Below are 15,721 nucleotides of genomic sequence, written 5' to 3' on the forward strand. Positions count from 1 at the left end.
CTTGACAATTGAAAACTGGAATATGACATTAACGGTTCGCGTGATTTCCCCAGATAAAACGGTCTGGGACTCTAAGGCTGAGGAAGTGATTCTGCCAAGTACCACAGGGCAACTGGGTATTCTCAGCGAACACGCTCCTTTGCTAACTGCCCTCGATGTGGGTGTAATGCGGGTTCGTGCCGATAAAGATTGGGTGGCGATCGCCCTGATGGGTGGTTTTGCTGAAGTGGAGCAAAACGAAGTCACAATCTTGGTTAACGGTGCTGAACAGGGCGACAAAATTAACCTAGAAGAAGCTAAAAAAGCTTATTCAGAAGCAGAAACCCGTCTGAATAGCTCGACCACGGGTAGCCGTCAAGAGCAAATTCAGGCCAAACAAGCCCTTAAACGAGCTAGAGCTCGGGTCCAAGCCGCAGGCGGCATGGTTTAACAGCTTAACGGTTTAACTGATTCAATCAAAATCGATTGGGGTGAAGGCAGCAACAGTGATGACTGGCTGCTTCACCCTTCACCTTTTTTATACCCTAAATTAGACTCCCACACTGTCGAGTAAAGGCTGAATCGTCTCCCAAGTCAGTCCTTGTTCAATATAGTCGGGGTTTTCTGGATTTAAGGGACTTTTGATGCGATCGATTTTAATAATTTTACCCGAGTCCGGTAAGATTGGCACATCGGGATCGAAAGCTGTGGGACGGGTTAAAGAACTGGAAAATCCCTTAAAAATTGTAATTTCATCGAGTTCTTGATCAATTTCTGCCGTCACAATCAAGACTTCCTGGGGACGTTTTTGAGTATATTTTTCGAGACGTTGACCCGCAGAGGGAGTGATTGCCATCGTTCAAGTTTCAGTCGAGTTGAACATCAGTGGAGTTTTCAGAATCATCTTGAGGTGAGCGCCAGGGGAAAAATCGCCCCTTGCGCTACAACTCGGTCCAAACCAGCCAAAACAGCATTATTGACCTGTTGCCGATCGCCCTTGCTTACCCAGACGAATCAGGACAAAGTAAGCAAAACAAACCACATAAATCACTAAACCCACCAGTCCCCAAAACCCTAATAAACTGGCGTCGCCATTGGGATGTAAAATTTGTTTAAAACCCCAGGGGGGATCGAGCCAAACTCGGCAGGAAGCGTTATTTAGGAGTGCCGATTGATTAGAGAAGGCACAACCTAAAAAGGGGATTTGAATTAAAGTGCCGACTGCCATATAAATGGAAATCGCCCAACGCCAGGAGGTAAAAACTAGCTTTAACGGAGACTGGGGGCGATCGTCCAAATCTTCATTGAGATCGACCCAAAACCAGAGAGAAATCGGAATCAAAAAGCGAGCTGCGAACGCCGAAATAAAGCTCAGAGGCACTGCCCCAATCATCAGATAGACCGTAATGGCAAGTAAGCTTGAAACCCGCCAATAAATCATCATTAACCGCTGAATGGAATCTGCATTCTGAGTCAAAGACCAGATTAGGAGAATCAGCGGAAGGATTACGGTAAATAAGACAGCTAGTCGGTAATCCATCCAGACTAGCGGTTGAAACCAAGGTTGCTCCATTGTGGATTTGATGACCATCGAACGTTAGCATTGTACCGTTGGTTAAGAGACGACCCCGGGCGATCGGCTATTTTTAACACCAACAAGCAGAAGCAACTGGACCCTCTAGCTAGAGAGTTCCAGTTGCGAAAAAAAGAAATTGCAATCGAGGTTAAAGCCCTTTATCCAGAGTTATTCCCTTGCAAACCCTCATTTATTCATCATAGATCCGGCATTCAGCAGCATCCGGGTTGTCATCACAATACTTCTCTAATGAGCTCTTGGGTTTTTGTTGGCGCTGATGGGCGGCTTCTGCTTGCACTTCTTCAACCGCATCCCAGGCTGCCGCACACTCTTGGGAGTTAGATCCACTGGTGTCGCAGACAGCGCGGGCATTTTGAAGCTCTTGTTCGATTTGTTCTTTGATATTGCTCATAGCTTTTGTTTTCTCAACAACTTTGGCACTTTTGGCACTATATTCAAGGTTTCCGCTCAATCTTAGCGCTAACTTCTTTGAGTGGGTCTAGTAGAGGGCCCGGGACCAACAGGGGACCGCAGAAGGGGCCTGGTTTGGACAGAACGCTAATTTCTTTTACCAGAGATACAGGAAACCAGGTCGGTGTCATTGTATCCGTTGTTATTTTTTAAGATTCTGCGGTTGGACCCATTTCCCCCCCAGTAGATACTCTACTGTCTTATTCCCTAGAAATGTTAAATTATTTTAACACAAGCCTCGATAGCCTGGTTGATCGGAGCTTGGAGGGGGCGATCGCCACAGGTCAGTGGGTTCAGGTAGCCGCTTTAGGGCAGTTGGCCCCCCAAAATCCGCTAAAAAATAAATATCTTTAACATTCAAAGTTTGAGCAGTCTCGCAAAAAGGTGGAACCCGTGGCAGACCAGATGAAGTGGGCCAATGCATTGTCAACCCGTCCTTCATTGGAAGGGGCGGTATTCGAGGTCGTAGAGCGATCGCAGCAGCTATTATCAGCCCCAGCCGATCTTGGCTTTGTATTTATTTCCTCCGCTTTTGCCAGCGAATATTCGCGGCTGATGCCCTTACTGCAAGAGCGATTAGGGGTTCCCGTTCTGATCGGCTGTTCCGGTAGCGGCATTATTGGCATGGATGGACAAGACGCCGCCAGGGAATTGGAAGAACAGCCCGCCTTGAGTCTAACCTTAGCCTGTTTGCCTGGAGTCAAAGTCGAAGCCTTTCATCTGGATGGGGAAGAACTGCCGGATTTGGATAGTCCTCCCGATGCCTGGGTAGAGGCCATTGGGGTCCCCGCAAGTAGTCACCCCCACTTTGTCATTCTGGCTGATCCGTTTACGTCAAAAATCAATGACTTATTGCAGGGGTTAGATTTTGCTTACCCTGGGTCGGCTAAAGTCGGGGGATTAGCCAGTGGGGGAGCGATGGGAAACACTATGGCATTATTTAGCGGCGATCGCCTCTATCGAGAAGGGGCGGTTGGCGTGGCCTTAAGTGGCAATATTGTCTTAGAAACCATTGTCGCTCAGGGTTGTAAACCCATTGGCCATCCTTTTACCGTCAAAGAGTGTGAGCGCAATATTCTCCTCGCCCTCGATGACGGTCCCTGCGGTTCAGGGGTATCCCAAAGACCCCTAGAAGCCCTCAAAAGCGTCATTGAAAGCCTCAGCGAATCAGACCGGCAGTTGGCCCAGCATTCCTTGTTTATTGGCATTGCCCGAAATGAATTTAAAGAGGAATTGGAACAGGGGGACTTTTTAATCCGCAATGTGCTCGGAGTAGACCCCAGAGAGGGAGCTATTGCCGTGGGCGATCGCCTCCGTCCCGGCCAGCGCATCCAGTTCCACCTCCGGGATGCCCAAACCTCTGCCGAAGACCTAGAAATGCTCCTGCAACGGTATCAGAGCAGTGTTTCCGCTTCAAATTCTTCCGTGGGAGCATTAATGTTTGCCTGTCTCGGGCGCGGTGAACAACTCTATGGTGAGCCTGATTTTGACTCTCGTCTGTTTAGGCAATATGTCGGGAACATCCCCGTGAGTGGCTTTTTTTGCAACGGTGAAATTGGCCCAGTGGGGGGTGGAACCTTCCTTCATGGCTATACGTCCGTATTTGGAATATGTCACCCACTCTAAAATCTGTCGATTAACTGAGTGTTCGCTCACCCGTTAGGGGAAACGCCATTGCAGTTCTCGATTTCTTGAATGCTGACTGGGGCTGACCGTTATTGCATTCCTTCAAGGGAGGCAAATTCTGGCCATTAGAGCAATTCTTTCACCTCTTTTCTAAAGTCAAGTTGGGAAATTAAGCGCAGGAAACGGTTTGGACACCATTTGGGTAGGAGGGTTTACTTTTTTAAGTCTCTATACTAGGGCTAAAAAAAAGAAAACCTGCCTAAATTTACGGAGAGTTGAGGAGACAAAAATTAACAAAAAATTTCAGGGTCAAAAAGAACATTGGGTCGATTCGTTTTGTGCTATGTTAGCGATTAGCAGATAAAGATTCTGCTTTCAGATTCGTCTAGGCAACCCGCATTGATCCGGGAGTTTAAGTTTAAAAAAATAAAAAAACTCTAGGATTGGCATCCCTGTATTGGATGTCCGGCTTTTCTTTCCCATCCATCCCATTCTGTGATCCCATGCTGTGGATTTGTCTGCCAACCCCTGCCTTTTTAATCCAAACCTGGGGGGGTGAAAACGATTTCAAGACAAACCAATGGGAAACAAATGAGCAAGTTTCCTCATCGAAAATTTTATGAAGATTTGCCCTGTCCAACCTGCGATACTCGCGATCGCATTATTAGGACCCCTCGGATGGACCACCGGCGCGATCGCGCAAACTCTAAGCCCCTTAGACCTTGACGCTCCCACCGAGGACTGTCAAGCCTGCTTACTCGATCGCCTGACAACTCCCTCCCTGGGTTTCCCCCTTGCTCCCAATCATACCGAATCATCCTGGACCGATCCGGAGATGATTTCCCAAACCCCAACTAATTCCACCGCCCAAAACGTCAGAGCCCAGACCCAGCAACTTCAGCAGCGCCTACAAACCCTGCAAGAAGTGCCACTGCAACAAATCTATTTGGGCGCACCCGGAACCAGTTCCAATACCCCCACCGCTTATGGGGGAAGCTTTGGCTCCGTGGGAGTGGGCTTTAGCTATCAACAGCGAACCCGCTACACCGACGAAAGCGATGGCACCACCGGACTCGTCATGAGTTTTGGAGACCCCCAGAACCTCGTTGGCCTTGATGTCGGCGTGACCCTCTTGGACTTGTCCAGCATCAACGATCGCGGAGGGTTTGGCGAACGCGGCTCCTTTAACTTCAAAGCGCACCGGGCCTTTCCCGGTGATTTGGGCGTCGCAGTTGGACTGGAAAACGCCTTAATCTGGGGCTTTTCCGATGCCGATACCAGCGTTTATGGAGTCGTCAGCAAACGATTTCGCCTCAGCGAAAATAGCCAAGACCCCTTTAGCCGACTCTCCGTCTCTGCTGGAGTCGGAAACGGACGCTTTCGCACCGAAGACCAGGTGCAAGAAGACGAAGGGAGCATCGGCGTATTCGGTAGCGTTGCCGTGCAAGTCATCCCCCCAGTCAGCGTTTTCACCGAATGGACTGGCCAAGACTTAAACATTGGAGCATCAGTCCTGCCCTTTCGCAACCTGCCCCTTGTGATTACCCCAACCCTAAGCGATATCACCGGAACCGCTGGTGATGGCACTCGCTTTACTTTAGGTGTTGGCTACGGAATGTCCTTTTTTTAACCCAAACTCAGGAGGGTGAACGTGAAAGTTCTCTATTTCTTACTCAAAACTGGTCTGTGTCTGAGCCTGCCTCTCGGGTTTTCCCTAGCGGCCACTCTTATCGCCCCAATTCCAGTCCAAGCACAAACCAATCAATCTGATATTACCGGCGACGGGAATCAAAATGCCGGCTCCGGAATCAATATCAACTCCAATATCAACGTCATCACCACCATTATTACCAACCAATCCGATATCACGGGGAGCAATACAGTCTCAAACGGGACAACGATTGTTCGAGAAATTACCGTTTCGATTACCCGGATTTTAATCGACAGCAATTTGAGCCTGCTTTCTCCATTTCCAACCCAAACCCCTCCTGGGGAAAGCACACCCATTGCTACGCCAACGCCAACGCCAACCCCCACTCCCCCTCCGACCATTGAGCAGGTTCCTACCCCGGAACCGGCACCCGTTCCGGAATCCACGGTTCCTGAACTCCCCCCTCAAGCTCCACTACCGACAGTCCAACAGCCAGAACCCCCACAACCTGTTCCTGTTTCCACGAATCAATCGGATTCTACAGGAAATACTCCGACACAACCCTCTGTCCCCGGAGCAGGCAATCCCCAAAACCCCGCGATTCAAATTGTGGAACTGCCCCTAGGACCTCAACGGTTTGTGATGATGATACCTTCAGGGAACAATGGACGCGGCAATGCTTTCGGGACCCTGGTTGCATTGGCTAACTTAGGCGAACAGGCTCCCATGCGCCTTTTAGCACGTTGGACCTGGGGTAGCTGGGGGGGAATGCTTGTCCGCATCGGCAATCAGCGGGTGTTTATTAGCCTCGCCGGGATTTCTCCGGGTTCCTCTCAAAATAACCCAGTGTTACCCGGTGGTATGGCCAATGGAGCCTTTAGCTTTGTGGGCGTAGTCACTGGTGCTTGGGTTGACCCGCCGATCGCGGAAGGATTCCGCTACACCATGAACTCGGATTCTCTGTTTACGGAGATTCAAGACTTCCCCACAGGTTTCCCCAATCCATTTACTGTCTCGGTCAATGGTCAAGAACTGGGTGAATTTGGTCCTGGCGACTCGGTAGATTTTACCCAGTTTCCCGGCGGTGGCGTCAAAGAGTTTACGATCACGGGTCTAACCCCCTTAGTCGATCCAGAAAACCCAGTGGCTTTCCCCTTGAAAGTTGGGTTTAATACCGAAACCGCTGATTTTACAATGGGTGCAATTCTCGATCCCGAAGCGGTGGCGTTCTATGAGGAAAATCCGGTCGGACCGCAACCTTTCACCTTTAATATCCTCAGCGATGGCGGACAGATGGAAATCGTCCCGGCTTCTACATCGGAAGTCTTGCGGGAAAATGCCGATCGCATTGCTGAGGGAATCACCGATTCCAGCAAACGTCAGCAGTTCTTAAGCACTGTCGCATCGGTTGAAAGCGATTTGAACCAACTCTCCTCCACCTTCCAAACCTTGTTACCTGTTGGTGGTGGACTCAATGCTCCGGGACTGAATCCCTCGATGACTTCAGCCGGCCGTCTGCGTCAGTCCCTACCCCTGTTGCTGGAACAGTTGGGTAATCTCTCCGATGATGCTTCCGAATCTGAGGCAGTGGCGATCGCCAATATGGTCAACGAAGTCGAAGGCATGACTACCTTGCTCGAAGCCGTTACCCCGATGCTGTCTCAGATGCGCGAGTCCCTCGCCATTGCTCGCTAGGACAAAAACCGGGTTTTTGTACCAAAAACAGTTGCTCAGAACTGGCATTTTTGTCAACAAACCCGGTTTTTCTGACTCTGAGGATGCCCGAAACTAGGGATTCTCTGGACAGGATTCTGGTCAAAGGATCCGCCAATGAACGGCTTTTTTCTAAAAAGTGGGTTCATTGGCGGATTCTCTGTAGAGATGGAAAATTTCCCCTCCCTCTCCAGAATTTACGGTCTAATTGGTATTTCGACTCATGCTAAATTCGACAAAACTAGGGTCCCGTGGTTGTCCCTTGCCCCAAATTGTGGGGAATCTGCCCGATCGCCATTTTGGGAATTTCCCCCTGCACTAAAGCTTTGAAAATAGCGACGGACCTGGGGTGGAAACTCGGGAAAATCAAAACTGCCATCTCCACAGGCAATATCTGCCCAAAAATAGCGTAAAGTTGGGGCTAAAATTTCCGCTTGAGACTTGGGTAAATTTAGCGGGGAAGCCATGAGTAACTGCATCATAAACGGATGAGAGCGATCGCCCATCCACTCTCGCGACAGTTCCAGCAATTGCGGCCATCCGGGGACCGCCTCAATCCGATGGGTGCAAATATCTAAACAATGCTGTCCTTCCTTATCCGTGCGATAGTGAAACACTCGGTAGGGGTGAGGATGACTCACTAAAGACCCAGTCGTGATATCATAGATGCCATGATCCGAGGCGACATCCTGGACGTGCAAATGTCCCGTTAACACAAGCTGTACCCCTGCCTGTTGCAGCATTTCCACCAGAGTCGGTGCATTGTCTAACATATACCGCTGTCCCATCGCGTGTTGGGATTGTCCGGGTAAATGTTCTAAAACATTATGGTGAATCATCACCATCACCTGTTCCTCTGGAGTAACCTGCTCCAATACCCCTTGCAACCATCGCAATTGCTGTAAATCCATCCGCCCGAGTTGCTTGCCATTTTCGTCAAATTGGTTAGAATTAAGACCAATGAGGCGGACTCCAGGTAAGACTTCATGGCTGTAGTAAAGTTGCTCGGGATTTTGATAACCGAATTGACGATAATAATAGGGAAAATCAGCCAGACCAATCGACTTTTTATCTGCGATCGCCACTGGCACATCATGATTTCCGGGAACTACATAAGCAGGAAATGGCAATTTTGTCAAGCGGTCTGCTAACCATTCATGATTGGCGGGTTCTCCATGCTGAGTTAAGTCCCCAGGTAGGAGTAAAAAATCAAGATCCAATTGAGCTAAATGGGCCAAGGCAGCTTCTAAAGCCGGGATACTCACTTCAACCAAATGAAACCGGCTGGGGTGATCTAAAATGGTTTCCGGAACAGCAATGTGCGGATCGCTGATCACGGCAAATTTAAAATCTCGAACTGTTTTCTTGTTCAAAAATTTCCCAGTCATAAGTTATAAAATAAAAAACACAGAGTTGAAAAATAGAGGAATCAAAAAATGGCTATCACTTTCCCAGGGGATTGACCTCTAATTCAGGTTTTTAAGGACCCTTAAAATTCGGATTCCCAGGCCCAATTTTGTTGTTTTCCCCTGGGTTTGATAGCCTCCAAGAGGAACTCAACTGGAGTTTAAACTGTATTTAGTTTACCAAGGAAAGCAATGAGTGACGCGGAAAATCCCACCAACAATAACCCAGAACCGATCGCACCCCAGGAATTGAGCCAGATAGAACCGGCGTCTCAACCGAGCGATCCCATCGTCAACCCGGAGATATCCCCCAAGGATTTAGGCCCAGAAGAAGACTGGGAAACCGTAGAATTTCCCAATGCCATCAGTATTGATGCCTTATTGGTAAACAGTGAGCAAGAAGAACCAAGCACCGAGATCCTGAGAAATGCAGAATCGATTGGGGAGGCGATCGCCCGCATCAACGCCCCCTCTGTCTCCTCAGCAGCGTCACCCGAAGGGGTACTTGTAGAACAACTGCAACAGGAAAACTTGGAACTCGATGGCAGAGTTGAACAACTCGAAACCCTGCTGCATGAATGTAGACAATCCTTGCAACAGCAGCGATCGCAAGCCTTAGATCGCCAAAAACTATTAGACCGGCGTACCCTAGAACTCAAAAGTATCACTGGACAAATCGAGCATTTGTCTGAACATATCCAGTCAGCGACCAAACAGATCCAACAGCAGCAACAACAAATTGCCTATTTAGGGACTCAACTGCAAACCAGCCAAGAAATTAGAGCGAAATTGGAACGGGAATGCGCCCTCACCCAGCAACGGTATCAGGAACAGTCGCAGATTTTAGTTCAAACCCAAACCACCTGTCAGGACCTGCGAGCTCGCCTGCATCGCCAGCAACGCCACACCTTGCAATTTAAAGCGGCCCTGGAAAAATGTATTGAGACCCCCCTAGAAAAAGCCACTGCGATCGCCTCCCTGCGGCAGTCCACCCTAGAAGAACCCACGGATGTTGTCGAAACCGCAGCAAAAGAAGCGATCGCCAACCCGAATCCCGCCAACACCCTATTCCCGAAAGCGGACCCTATTAAACCTTGGTCCATTGCGGATGCCGATGAAGCAGAACCCCGTCGGCAACCCATCCCCGAAGTCAAATCTGGGCCAGACTTATCCAAAATTCGCCTGCCTTTGTCCGCCAAGGCAGAGCATTTGCAACCCTTTCCCACCCACATTCCAGCCCCGGAACCTATCCTTGGGCAACCTTCTACTCAAAACGGAACCCAACCCAAAAACGCTGAAACTGAGCAACCCGTTTGGGAAGATTTAGATTCGTTGATTGAGAAGCCTCATTTAGAACCCAAACGCGATCGCCCGGTGATTTTGGCCCCGGCAACTCCTGCCTTATCCCTGCATCTCCCCTCAGTCCCTGTGGTTTCTCCCTTAACCGACAGAATAGGCGATCGGGCTACCGAGTCCAGCATCAAGGGTTCTCAACCCCCGACCCCTGTCCAACCCGAACCCCTCCTCACCGGCAACAGCGAGGTGCAACTGTTGTTACAAGCTAAAGCCTTCTCGGAACAATCCCAAAGCCAGACTCCTCCCCCCATCCAATTGCCTGGGGAATCCCCTCAAACGGGGCAGGAACAGGCCCATTTAGGGTCAAATACCCCCGGGGGAGGGTCAACCGAATCCAGTTGGCCTGCACCCATCGTCTATCCGGTGCGATCGGCCCAGAAAAAACGGAACTCCTTCTCAGCGGTAGAATTACCCAGTTTTTCCAATAAAAAATAAGCAGCAGATTAGATTGACTCAGGTGCAAACCTTCACTGGGTCAAGGTAGTTCAATCTTGGAGCCTCAATCAAGGAGTCACTACGAACGTTCGTAGTAACCCCTTTAGGGGTTAAATCTTAAAGACTCTGGAAGGAGTCACTACAAACGTTCGTAGGAGTAACGTGGGCCGGGGCCACCCGACAAGGGCACCTGGGATGACACCTTGATAGGGCTAGAGTTCAAACCCCCGTCACCCGTCACCCACTCACCCCTTCTTCTACCGTGTGATTTTTTTTGCCCAGATTCCAGCGTTTTAACTCACCCTGGGGGCGTCCCAGTCCATCAGTTAAGGCATAACTTTTGGCTAATAACCACAGCCATAACCCAGGAAATCGGGGTTCTAATCCGGGTTGAATATTACGGACAAATCCCGGTAACCAACCCAATAACCAACCGAGTAGAGAAATCAGAGTAAAGTACAGATAACTGCCCACCCAGCGCAGCAAATCTTTCGGTCCCGCTAGTTCCCAAATCCACAATAATAGGGATGGGTTTTGCCAAGCGGCTTTGAGTGCGAGTCGATGAAAAGTCAGCCAGTCTACGCGGTCTTTAATAAACGTATCAGCCACGGGTCCCGGTTCACCGGCTAAGACTCCAAAAAATGTATTCAACATGGAGTTAATCCGTTCGGGGGGTAAGAACCGACCCGTGGGTACCATCATGCCTTTAGAAAACAGCCAAGTTACGGCAACATTGCTCTGAAAGGCGCGAATTTGGTTTAAGTGGCGCGACTCCAATAAATCATGTTTGAGGGCCGTATCCAGCAGCGTAGTTAACCGGGCCATATTGCGAACCAGGGAACCAAATCCGGTGAAGACGAGGGGAGATTGCAACGAGGCAGCATCCCCGATCGCCATCAACCGATCCACGGCCACCCGGCGATCGTGACTCGCCACACTAAAATATCCCGGAATATAGCCAAAGGTGGCTTTTTTCCACTCTAGGCGATCGACATCGCAGCGTCGATACTCCGGTAGAATAGTAAAAAAGTCCTCATACATCTCTAATAACGAACCCGGGTTATCGGGGTGAACCTGATGGTAGTGAAACAAATAAAAGGTGAGTTCTGAACCTGCTGCGGGGAATAACTCCCAAATCAGTTGTCGTCCCCGGGAAATATCCCCATGACTGTTGAGCACATCTCCATATTGGGAATCCCAGACTCCCGGTTCAAACCCATCAGCAATCACCGCACCCACCGTGGGACAGACACTATCAAAGGTGCGACTGCCATTGAGTTGCCATGCGATCGGGGAAGCCGTTCCCATTGCATCCACCAACAGGCGACCCCCAGCCACTCGTTCCGAGTCCGTCGGGAGATGTTTTGCCTTGACGACTGCTTGCTGGGGTTCAATTTCAGCGGTGAGAAATTCCGTTTCATCCCAAATTTCTCCCCCCGCTTCCCGGAGTTTGGTGCCACAAAGTTTCAGCAGTTTTTCCGCATCGATCGCAATATTCAGAACCGTCGGCGTATGCAGAATTGCAGCTTTACATTGGGGGGGATTGTTGGCATCAAAAAATTTATGAAACCCATCTTTATATTCACAAGCAATCACACTTTCAAATTCTGTTGGGGTGAATAAACCCAAGTCAATCAAATTTTGAAATTCACCCCGGGAAATATTCCATTCCCGGTTCATCCGACCAAACGGTAAGCGTTCCAACAGCAGGACCCGATACCCCAGTCGCGCCATGACTGCGGCATGAATCACCCCCAAGGCCCCGCCAATGTAAATTAAATCGTAGGGGGGAGGAGTTAAAGATTCACTTTGGGGTTTTTGAAACAGCACCTGTTTGGGTTGTTGGGGATTGCGAACACCTTCGCGCCACCGTTGTTCCCACCAGTAAACTCGTTTGAGGTCGTATTCTCCGTTGGGAATTTTTTGAAAGTATTTAGCCGTGAGGGGGTAGTCTGAGGCTAATGCTTCAAAGATAGTTTGCTTGGATAAGTCGATTTCCGGGGGTTCGGGATAGTGGCAGGGAAACCGATGTCTGATCTGGCGAGTCAACCGGGCTATGATTTGTTTTTCCCCGGCAATGGGTCGTTCAGACCATCGGAAAACTTTCAGGTAGGCGGTTCTCTGAACCGTCCAGGTAAAGATAGACAGTTCCGGCGGATCTCCCGGTTCTGTGGCGGATGGGTTGAGCTCTTGACAAAATTTGATTCTTATGCCATCACGGGTAAGGAGTTTTTTTCCGAGGTCTGGAGTAAAGTCCTGGTGCAACCAAGTCCGAACGGCTGCGATATCCGGTGTGGGAACTTCTAAATAGAGGATTTCTTTCATGATCAGCGATATTTACTCCGATAAATCGGCTAAAAATAGGGTTGACAAGGGGGAAAAGTGCGCTAAGATTCCGGTTACAGAATTAAAATTCCTTAAAAAAAGTTAAGAAACTCATCCTATTGATTGATACCCAGGAGATCTGCGGATTAACCATGAATTATCCCATTCCCACGAGTCCACAAGAACTGGTTGCGCTGCGGCAACAGCCCATTGATGAAGAATTAGTGGCATCAGCGATCGCGGGGGTGATAAAAATCGCACGAGCACAGGGGAAGTCCTTGGAGGAAGTGACGGCAGAAGTTTTAGCCGACGACTCGCTACTCGACTTACATCAGCGACGGTGGCTGAGTGAATTAGTCTCTCAAGCCTGGGATAGTCTAGGGTAGCTAGAAATACTACCCACCTTTACCCTATTTTAGGTCGCAGGATGACCAAGGGTCTCCCCCATCCGATTCCGGATGTCTAGCGGGTGGACCCTGAGCCTTGCCGTTTCCCTTGTTGTCGCCCTAGCCTTCTTCAAGGATTGTGATCCGTTAGAATAGCTGACTCTAGTTGATTGAACAGACTTCTGGGTTCGGTGTCAACTGCAACCCGCCAGAGTTCTACAGAATACCCGCGATCGCAGCACAAGGGCGATCGCGGGTATAATTTCATCCCCCATTCAGCATAAAATCATCTCCAGTTCATTCGTTCATTAGACAAGATCCGACCTTGGATAAACTATTACGCCTATCCACCCTGATCGATCGCCTGAATGAATATATCGGACGGTTCATGAGTTGGCTGGTCCTGTTGATGGTCCTCGTTGGCGTCTGGAACGTCGTCGGTCGCTATCTGGGACGTGCAGTGGGTCAAAATTTGACCTCCAATGCCCTGATTGAAACCCAATGGTATATTTTTGACCTGATTTTCCTCTTAGGTGCTGCTTATGCACTCAAACATGACGAGCACGTTCGGGTTGATGTTTTTTATAGCAATTGGCCACCCAAACGGAAAGCCTTATTAGACTTAATCGGCACCCTGTTATTCTTGATCCCCTTCTCCATTCTGGTGATATTTTTCTCCTGGAATACCATCGCCGCATCTTGGGCGATCGGTGAAATTTCCCCAGACCCCGGGGGATTACCCCGCTACCCCATTAAAACCGTTATTCTAATCAGCTTCTTCCTGCTGATTCTCCAAGGAATTTCCGAAGCGATTAAAAAGTTTGCTATTTTTAAAGGCTGGCTACCCCCCCACGAGGAACGTCATGAATCTGAGTTATGACTATCAATGGCTAGGCCCTGCCATGTTTGCTGGTGCCTTAGTCCTCTTATCCTTTGGCTATCCCGTCGCCTTTTCTCTCGGTGGCGTCGCCATCATATTTGGGCTAATCGGGATGGCTTTAGGTGTTTTTGATCCAGTCCTGTTAAATGCGATGCCCTTGCGAATCTTTGGCATCATGGAAAACTATACCCTCCTCGCCATCCCCTACTTTATTTTTATGGGGGCGATGCTGGAAAAATCCGGCATTGCCGAAAACCTCTTAGAAACAATGGGGATTCTCTTCGGGCGTTTGCGCGGGGGATTAGCCCTAGCCGTCGTCTTAGTCGGGGCATTATTAGCCGCCACCACCGGAGTTGTGGCTGCAACAGTCGTAGCGATGGGATTAATTTCCCTGCCAATTATGCTGCGATATGGCTATAACAAACAACTGGCAACCGGGGTCATCGCCGCCTCGGGAACTCTTGGACAAATTATCCCCCCTTCCGTCGTATTAGTAGTCCTTGGGGATCAGTTAGGAATTTCCGTCGGTGATTTATTTATCGGCTCATTAATCCCGGGATTAATGATGGCCGGGGCTTTTGCCTTGCACGTGATTATCATTGCCTTTTTACGGCCTGATTTAGCCCCCGCATTGCCCGCAGAAGTTCGCACCATGACCGGGACAAAATTGTTGCTGCGTGTCGTCACCGTCATGATTCCCCCGACGCTGTTAATTTTACTCGTTCTCGGGAGCATCTTTTTTGGAATTGCCACCCCCACCGAAGCTGGGGCCGTTGGTGCATTGGGTGCAGTCGCCCTAGCCGGGGCCAACCGCAGACTCAGTTGGGCATCCGTCCAAAGGGTTTGTGACATCACCCTCCGGACCACCACAATGGTGATGTTCATCCTCATTGGATCTACCGCCTTTAGCCTAATTTTCCGAGGCTTACATGGGGATAGTTTTATGTTTGATTTACTCACCAACTTGCCTGGGCAAACCACTGGCTTTTTGTTGGTCAGTATGCTGACGGTTTTCATCCTGGGGTTCTTTATCGATTTCTTTGAAATTGCATTTATCGTGGTTCCCCTATTTGTCCCCGTCGCCCAAACATTAGGCTTAGATTTAGTCTGGTTTGGAGTAATTTTAGGCGCAAATCTCCAAACCTCTTTTCTAACTCCCCCATTTGGTTTTGCCTTATTTTATCTGAGGGGGATCGCCCCACCGGAAGTCACCACGGGAGATATTTATCGCGGGGTCATACCGTTTATTTTGATTCAGATTTTTGTCTTGATTCTATTGATTGTCTTTCCGGGGATTGTTAACTTTTTACCCTCTCTCTCTTAAACTGTTATCTTGAACTGGAGTGCGCAAAAAAAACACCCCCAAAGGGGTGTTTAAAACTGTTAAAAATTGCTGAATCTAGTTCAGGAACCTTTGATTAACTTAAGGAAACGGAACTGCGGGAATAGGAAGCTCGAAAAGTCGGATGAACTTTGCCTTGGATGCGATTCCAGTAGTTGGAAATATCGGTAGATAGTCCCACTTCAGCGGCCACTCGACCCAGCATCGCCTGTTGACGTTTCTTGATAGCAAGGCCATTGGAAAGGGTCAAAGCCCGAGCTTTTTCTTCTAAATTCGCCACCCATAATTGATCCACAGGTGCGGTGGGAATGCAGGCGGGAGTCTCGTAGCTTTCTTTAACAACCACTTCGGCAGTGCCTGTAGAATAGGTGGCACCGCGATACATCAGTTCAGCCGTTGGTTCTTCCATCGGATACGTTAGGGCATTGCTCAACCGCCAGTGTACGCCTCGATATTGACCTGTCAGTTCCAGTGGGGTCTTGTTGGGGGTGGGAACGGGGTTGGATTCATAGCTAATCCCACGATAGGTAAGTTTCATGCGCGTCTTCTACTCCTAAAACAGTGTCGTGATTGAG

General features: G+C 49.3%; 15 protein-coding genes. 8 read left to right on the forward strand and 7 right to left on the reverse strand.

Annotated elements, in window-relative coordinates; genetic code table 11:
* The first annotated feature begins 22 nt into the window (after positions 1-22).
* Entirely contained in the window at positions 23-430 is a 408-nt protein-coding gene (gene atpC / locus NG795_RS02675; RefSeq protein ID WP_367287113.1) for an ATP synthase F1 subunit epsilon, read from the forward strand.
* A 99-nt stretch (positions 431-529) separates the two neighbouring features.
* On the opposite strand, the gene NG795_RS02680 is transcribed toward atpC, so the two are convergent.
* From NG795_RS02680 to NG795_RS02690, 3 genes are all read right to left on the reverse strand, one after another.
* The gene (locus tag NG795_RS02680) at positions 530-835 is read right to left on the reverse strand and encodes a DUF7734 family protein (protein WP_367287114.1); all 306 of its coding nucleotides are present in this window, start codon (positions 833-835) and stop codon (positions 530-532) included.
* Between the two features lie 117 nt (positions 836-952).
* Positions 953-1,570: a DUF3177 family protein gene (locus NG795_RS02685; RefSeq protein WP_367287115.1), complete on the reverse strand. Its 618-nt coding sequence runs from the start codon at positions 1,568-1,570 to the stop codon at positions 953-955.
* Positions 1,571-1,745: 175 nt separating this feature from the next.
* Positions 1,746-1,967 carry a Calvin cycle protein CP12 gene (locus tag NG795_RS02690; protein ID WP_367287116.1) on the reverse strand — a complete coding sequence of 74 codons (222 nt, stop codon included), beginning with the start codon at positions 1,965-1,967 and terminating at the stop codon, positions 1,746-1,748.
* 464 nt (positions 1,968-2,431) lie between these two features.
* On the opposite strand from NG795_RS02690, the gene NG795_RS02695 reads away from it, so the two are divergent.
* The 3 genes from NG795_RS02695 to NG795_RS02705 all read left to right on the forward strand — a co-directional run bounded on the left by NG795_RS02695 (position 2,432) and on the right by NG795_RS02705 (position 6,998).
* Positions 2,432-3,652: an FIST signal transduction protein gene (locus NG795_RS02695; RefSeq protein WP_367287117.1), complete on the forward strand. Its 1,221-nt coding sequence runs from the start codon at positions 2,432-2,434 to the stop codon at positions 3,650-3,652.
* A 619-nt stretch (positions 3,653-4,271) separates the two neighbouring features.
* Positions 4,272-5,282 (forward strand): hypothetical protein, encoded by a 1,011-nt coding sequence (locus tag NG795_RS02700; RefSeq protein WP_367287118.1) that lies wholly within the window; start codon positions 4,272-4,274, stop codon positions 5,280-5,282.
* A gap of 21 nt (positions 5,283-5,303) precedes the next feature.
* Positions 5,304-6,998 carry a hypothetical protein gene (locus NG795_RS02705; RefSeq protein ID WP_367287119.1) on the forward strand — a complete coding sequence of 565 codons (1,695 nt, stop codon included), beginning with the start codon at positions 5,304-5,306 and terminating at the stop codon, positions 6,996-6,998.
* 239 nt (positions 6,999-7,237) lie between these two features.
* On the opposite strand, the gene NG795_RS02710 is transcribed toward NG795_RS02705, so the two are convergent.
* Positions 7,238-8,404, reverse strand: a complete 1,167-nt coding sequence (locus tag NG795_RS02710) for a metallophosphoesterase family protein (protein ID WP_367287120.1) — start codon at positions 8,402-8,404, stop codon at positions 7,238-7,240.
* A gap of 210 nt (positions 8,405-8,614) precedes the next feature.
* Between NG795_RS02710 and NG795_RS02715 the strand changes: the two genes are divergently transcribed.
* Positions 8,615-10,213, forward strand: coding sequence for a hypothetical protein (locus NG795_RS02715; protein ID WP_367287121.1), 1,599 nt, complete (start codon positions 8,615-8,617; stop codon positions 10,211-10,213).
* A gap of 237 nt (positions 10,214-10,450) precedes the next feature.
* Here the strand turns inward: NG795_RS02715 and NG795_RS02720 are convergent, their stop codons facing one another.
* On the reverse strand, positions 10,451-12,538 hold the full coding sequence (locus tag NG795_RS02720) for a flavin-dependent dehydrogenase (protein ID WP_367287122.1): 2,088 nt from the start codon (positions 12,536-12,538) through the stop codon (positions 10,451-10,453).
* Positions 12,539-12,690: 152 nt separating this feature from the next.
* On the opposite strand from NG795_RS02720, the gene NG795_RS02725 reads away from it, so the two are divergent.
* Positions 12,691-12,924 carry a hypothetical protein gene (locus tag NG795_RS02725; protein ID WP_015149974.1) on the forward strand — a complete coding sequence of 78 codons (234 nt, stop codon included), beginning with the start codon at positions 12,691-12,693 and terminating at the stop codon, positions 12,922-12,924.
* Positions 12,925-13,054: 130 nt separating this feature from the next.
* On the opposite strand, the gene NG795_RS02730 is transcribed toward NG795_RS02725, so the two are convergent.
* Positions 13,055-13,192, reverse strand: a complete 138-nt coding sequence (locus NG795_RS02730) for a hypothetical protein (RefSeq protein ID WP_367287123.1) — start codon at positions 13,190-13,192, stop codon at positions 13,055-13,057.
* A 57-nt stretch (positions 13,193-13,249) separates the two neighbouring features.
* On the opposite strand from NG795_RS02730, the gene NG795_RS02735 reads away from it, so the two are divergent.
* Together NG795_RS02735 and NG795_RS02740 are read left to right on the forward strand one after the other, a co-directional pair.
* Positions 13,250-13,804, forward strand: coding sequence for a TRAP transporter small permease subunit (locus tag NG795_RS02735; protein WP_367287124.1), 555 nt, complete (start codon positions 13,250-13,252; stop codon positions 13,802-13,804).
* On the forward strand, positions 13,788-15,128 hold the full coding sequence (locus NG795_RS02740; RefSeq protein ID WP_367287125.1) for a TRAP transporter large permease: 1,341 nt from the start codon (positions 13,788-13,790) through the stop codon (positions 15,126-15,128). The genes NG795_RS02735 and NG795_RS02740 overlap by 17 nt, the downstream gene beginning before the upstream one ends.
* Positions 15,129-15,222: 94 nt before the next feature.
* Here NG795_RS02740 and gifA read toward each other — a convergent pair whose 3' ends face one another.
* A complete protein-coding gene (gifA, locus tag NG795_RS02745; RefSeq protein WP_367287126.1) occupies positions 15,223-15,684 on the reverse strand; it encodes a glutamine synthetase inactivation factor IF7A in 462 nt (153 codons plus the stop codon).
* Positions 15,685-15,721: the final 37 nt, after the last annotated feature.

The sequence above is a fragment of the Laspinema palackyanum D2c genome, from assembly GCF_025370875.1.
Lineage (GTDB): Bacteria > Cyanobacteriota > Cyanobacteriia > Cyanobacteriales > Laspinemataceae > Laspinema > Laspinema palackyanum.

Coding starts and splice junctions, on each gene's coding strand:
- gifA (WP_367287126.1), bottom strand. CDS start 15,684: ATGAAACTTACCTATCGTGGGATTAGCTATGAATCCAACCCCGTTCCC.
- NG795_RS02690 (WP_367287116.1), bottom strand. CDS start 1,967: ATGAGCAATATCAAAGAACAAATCGAACAAGAGCTTCAAAATGCCCGC.
- NG795_RS02710 (WP_367287120.1), bottom strand. CDS start 8,404: ATGACTGGGAAATTTTTGAACAAGAAAACAGTTCGAGATTTTAAATTT.
- NG795_RS02725 (WP_015149974.1), top strand. CDS start 12,691: ATGAATTATCCCATTCCCACGAGTCCACAAGAACTGGTTGCGCTGCGG.
- NG795_RS02695 (WP_367287117.1), top strand. CDS start 2,432: ATGAAGTGGGCCAATGCATTGTCAACCCGTCCTTCATTGGAAGGGGCG.
- NG795_RS02720 (WP_367287122.1), bottom strand. CDS start 12,538: ATGAAAGAAATCCTCTATTTAGAAGTTCCCACACCGGATATCGCAGCC.
- NG795_RS02680 (WP_367287114.1), bottom strand. CDS start 835: ATGGCAATCACTCCCTCTGCGGGTCAACGTCTCGAAAAATATACTCAA.
- atpC (WP_367287113.1), top strand. CDS start 23: ATGACATTAACGGTTCGCGTGATTTCCCCAGATAAAACGGTCTGGGAC.
- NG795_RS02685 (WP_367287115.1), bottom strand. CDS start 1,570: ATGGTCATCAAATCCACAATGGAGCAACCTTGGTTTCAACCGCTAGTC.
- NG795_RS02700 (WP_367287118.1), top strand. CDS start 4,272: ATGAAGATTTGCCCTGTCCAACCTGCGATACTCGCGATCGCATTATTA.
- NG795_RS02740 (WP_367287125.1), top strand. CDS start 13,788: ATGAATCTGAGTTATGACTATCAATGGCTAGGCCCTGCCATGTTTGCT.
- NG795_RS02730 (WP_367287123.1), bottom strand. CDS start 13,192: ATGAAATTATACCCGCGATCGCCCTTGTGCTGCGATCGCGGGTATTCT.
- NG795_RS02715 (WP_367287121.1), top strand. CDS start 8,615: ATGAGTGACGCGGAAAATCCCACCAACAATAACCCAGAACCGATCGCA.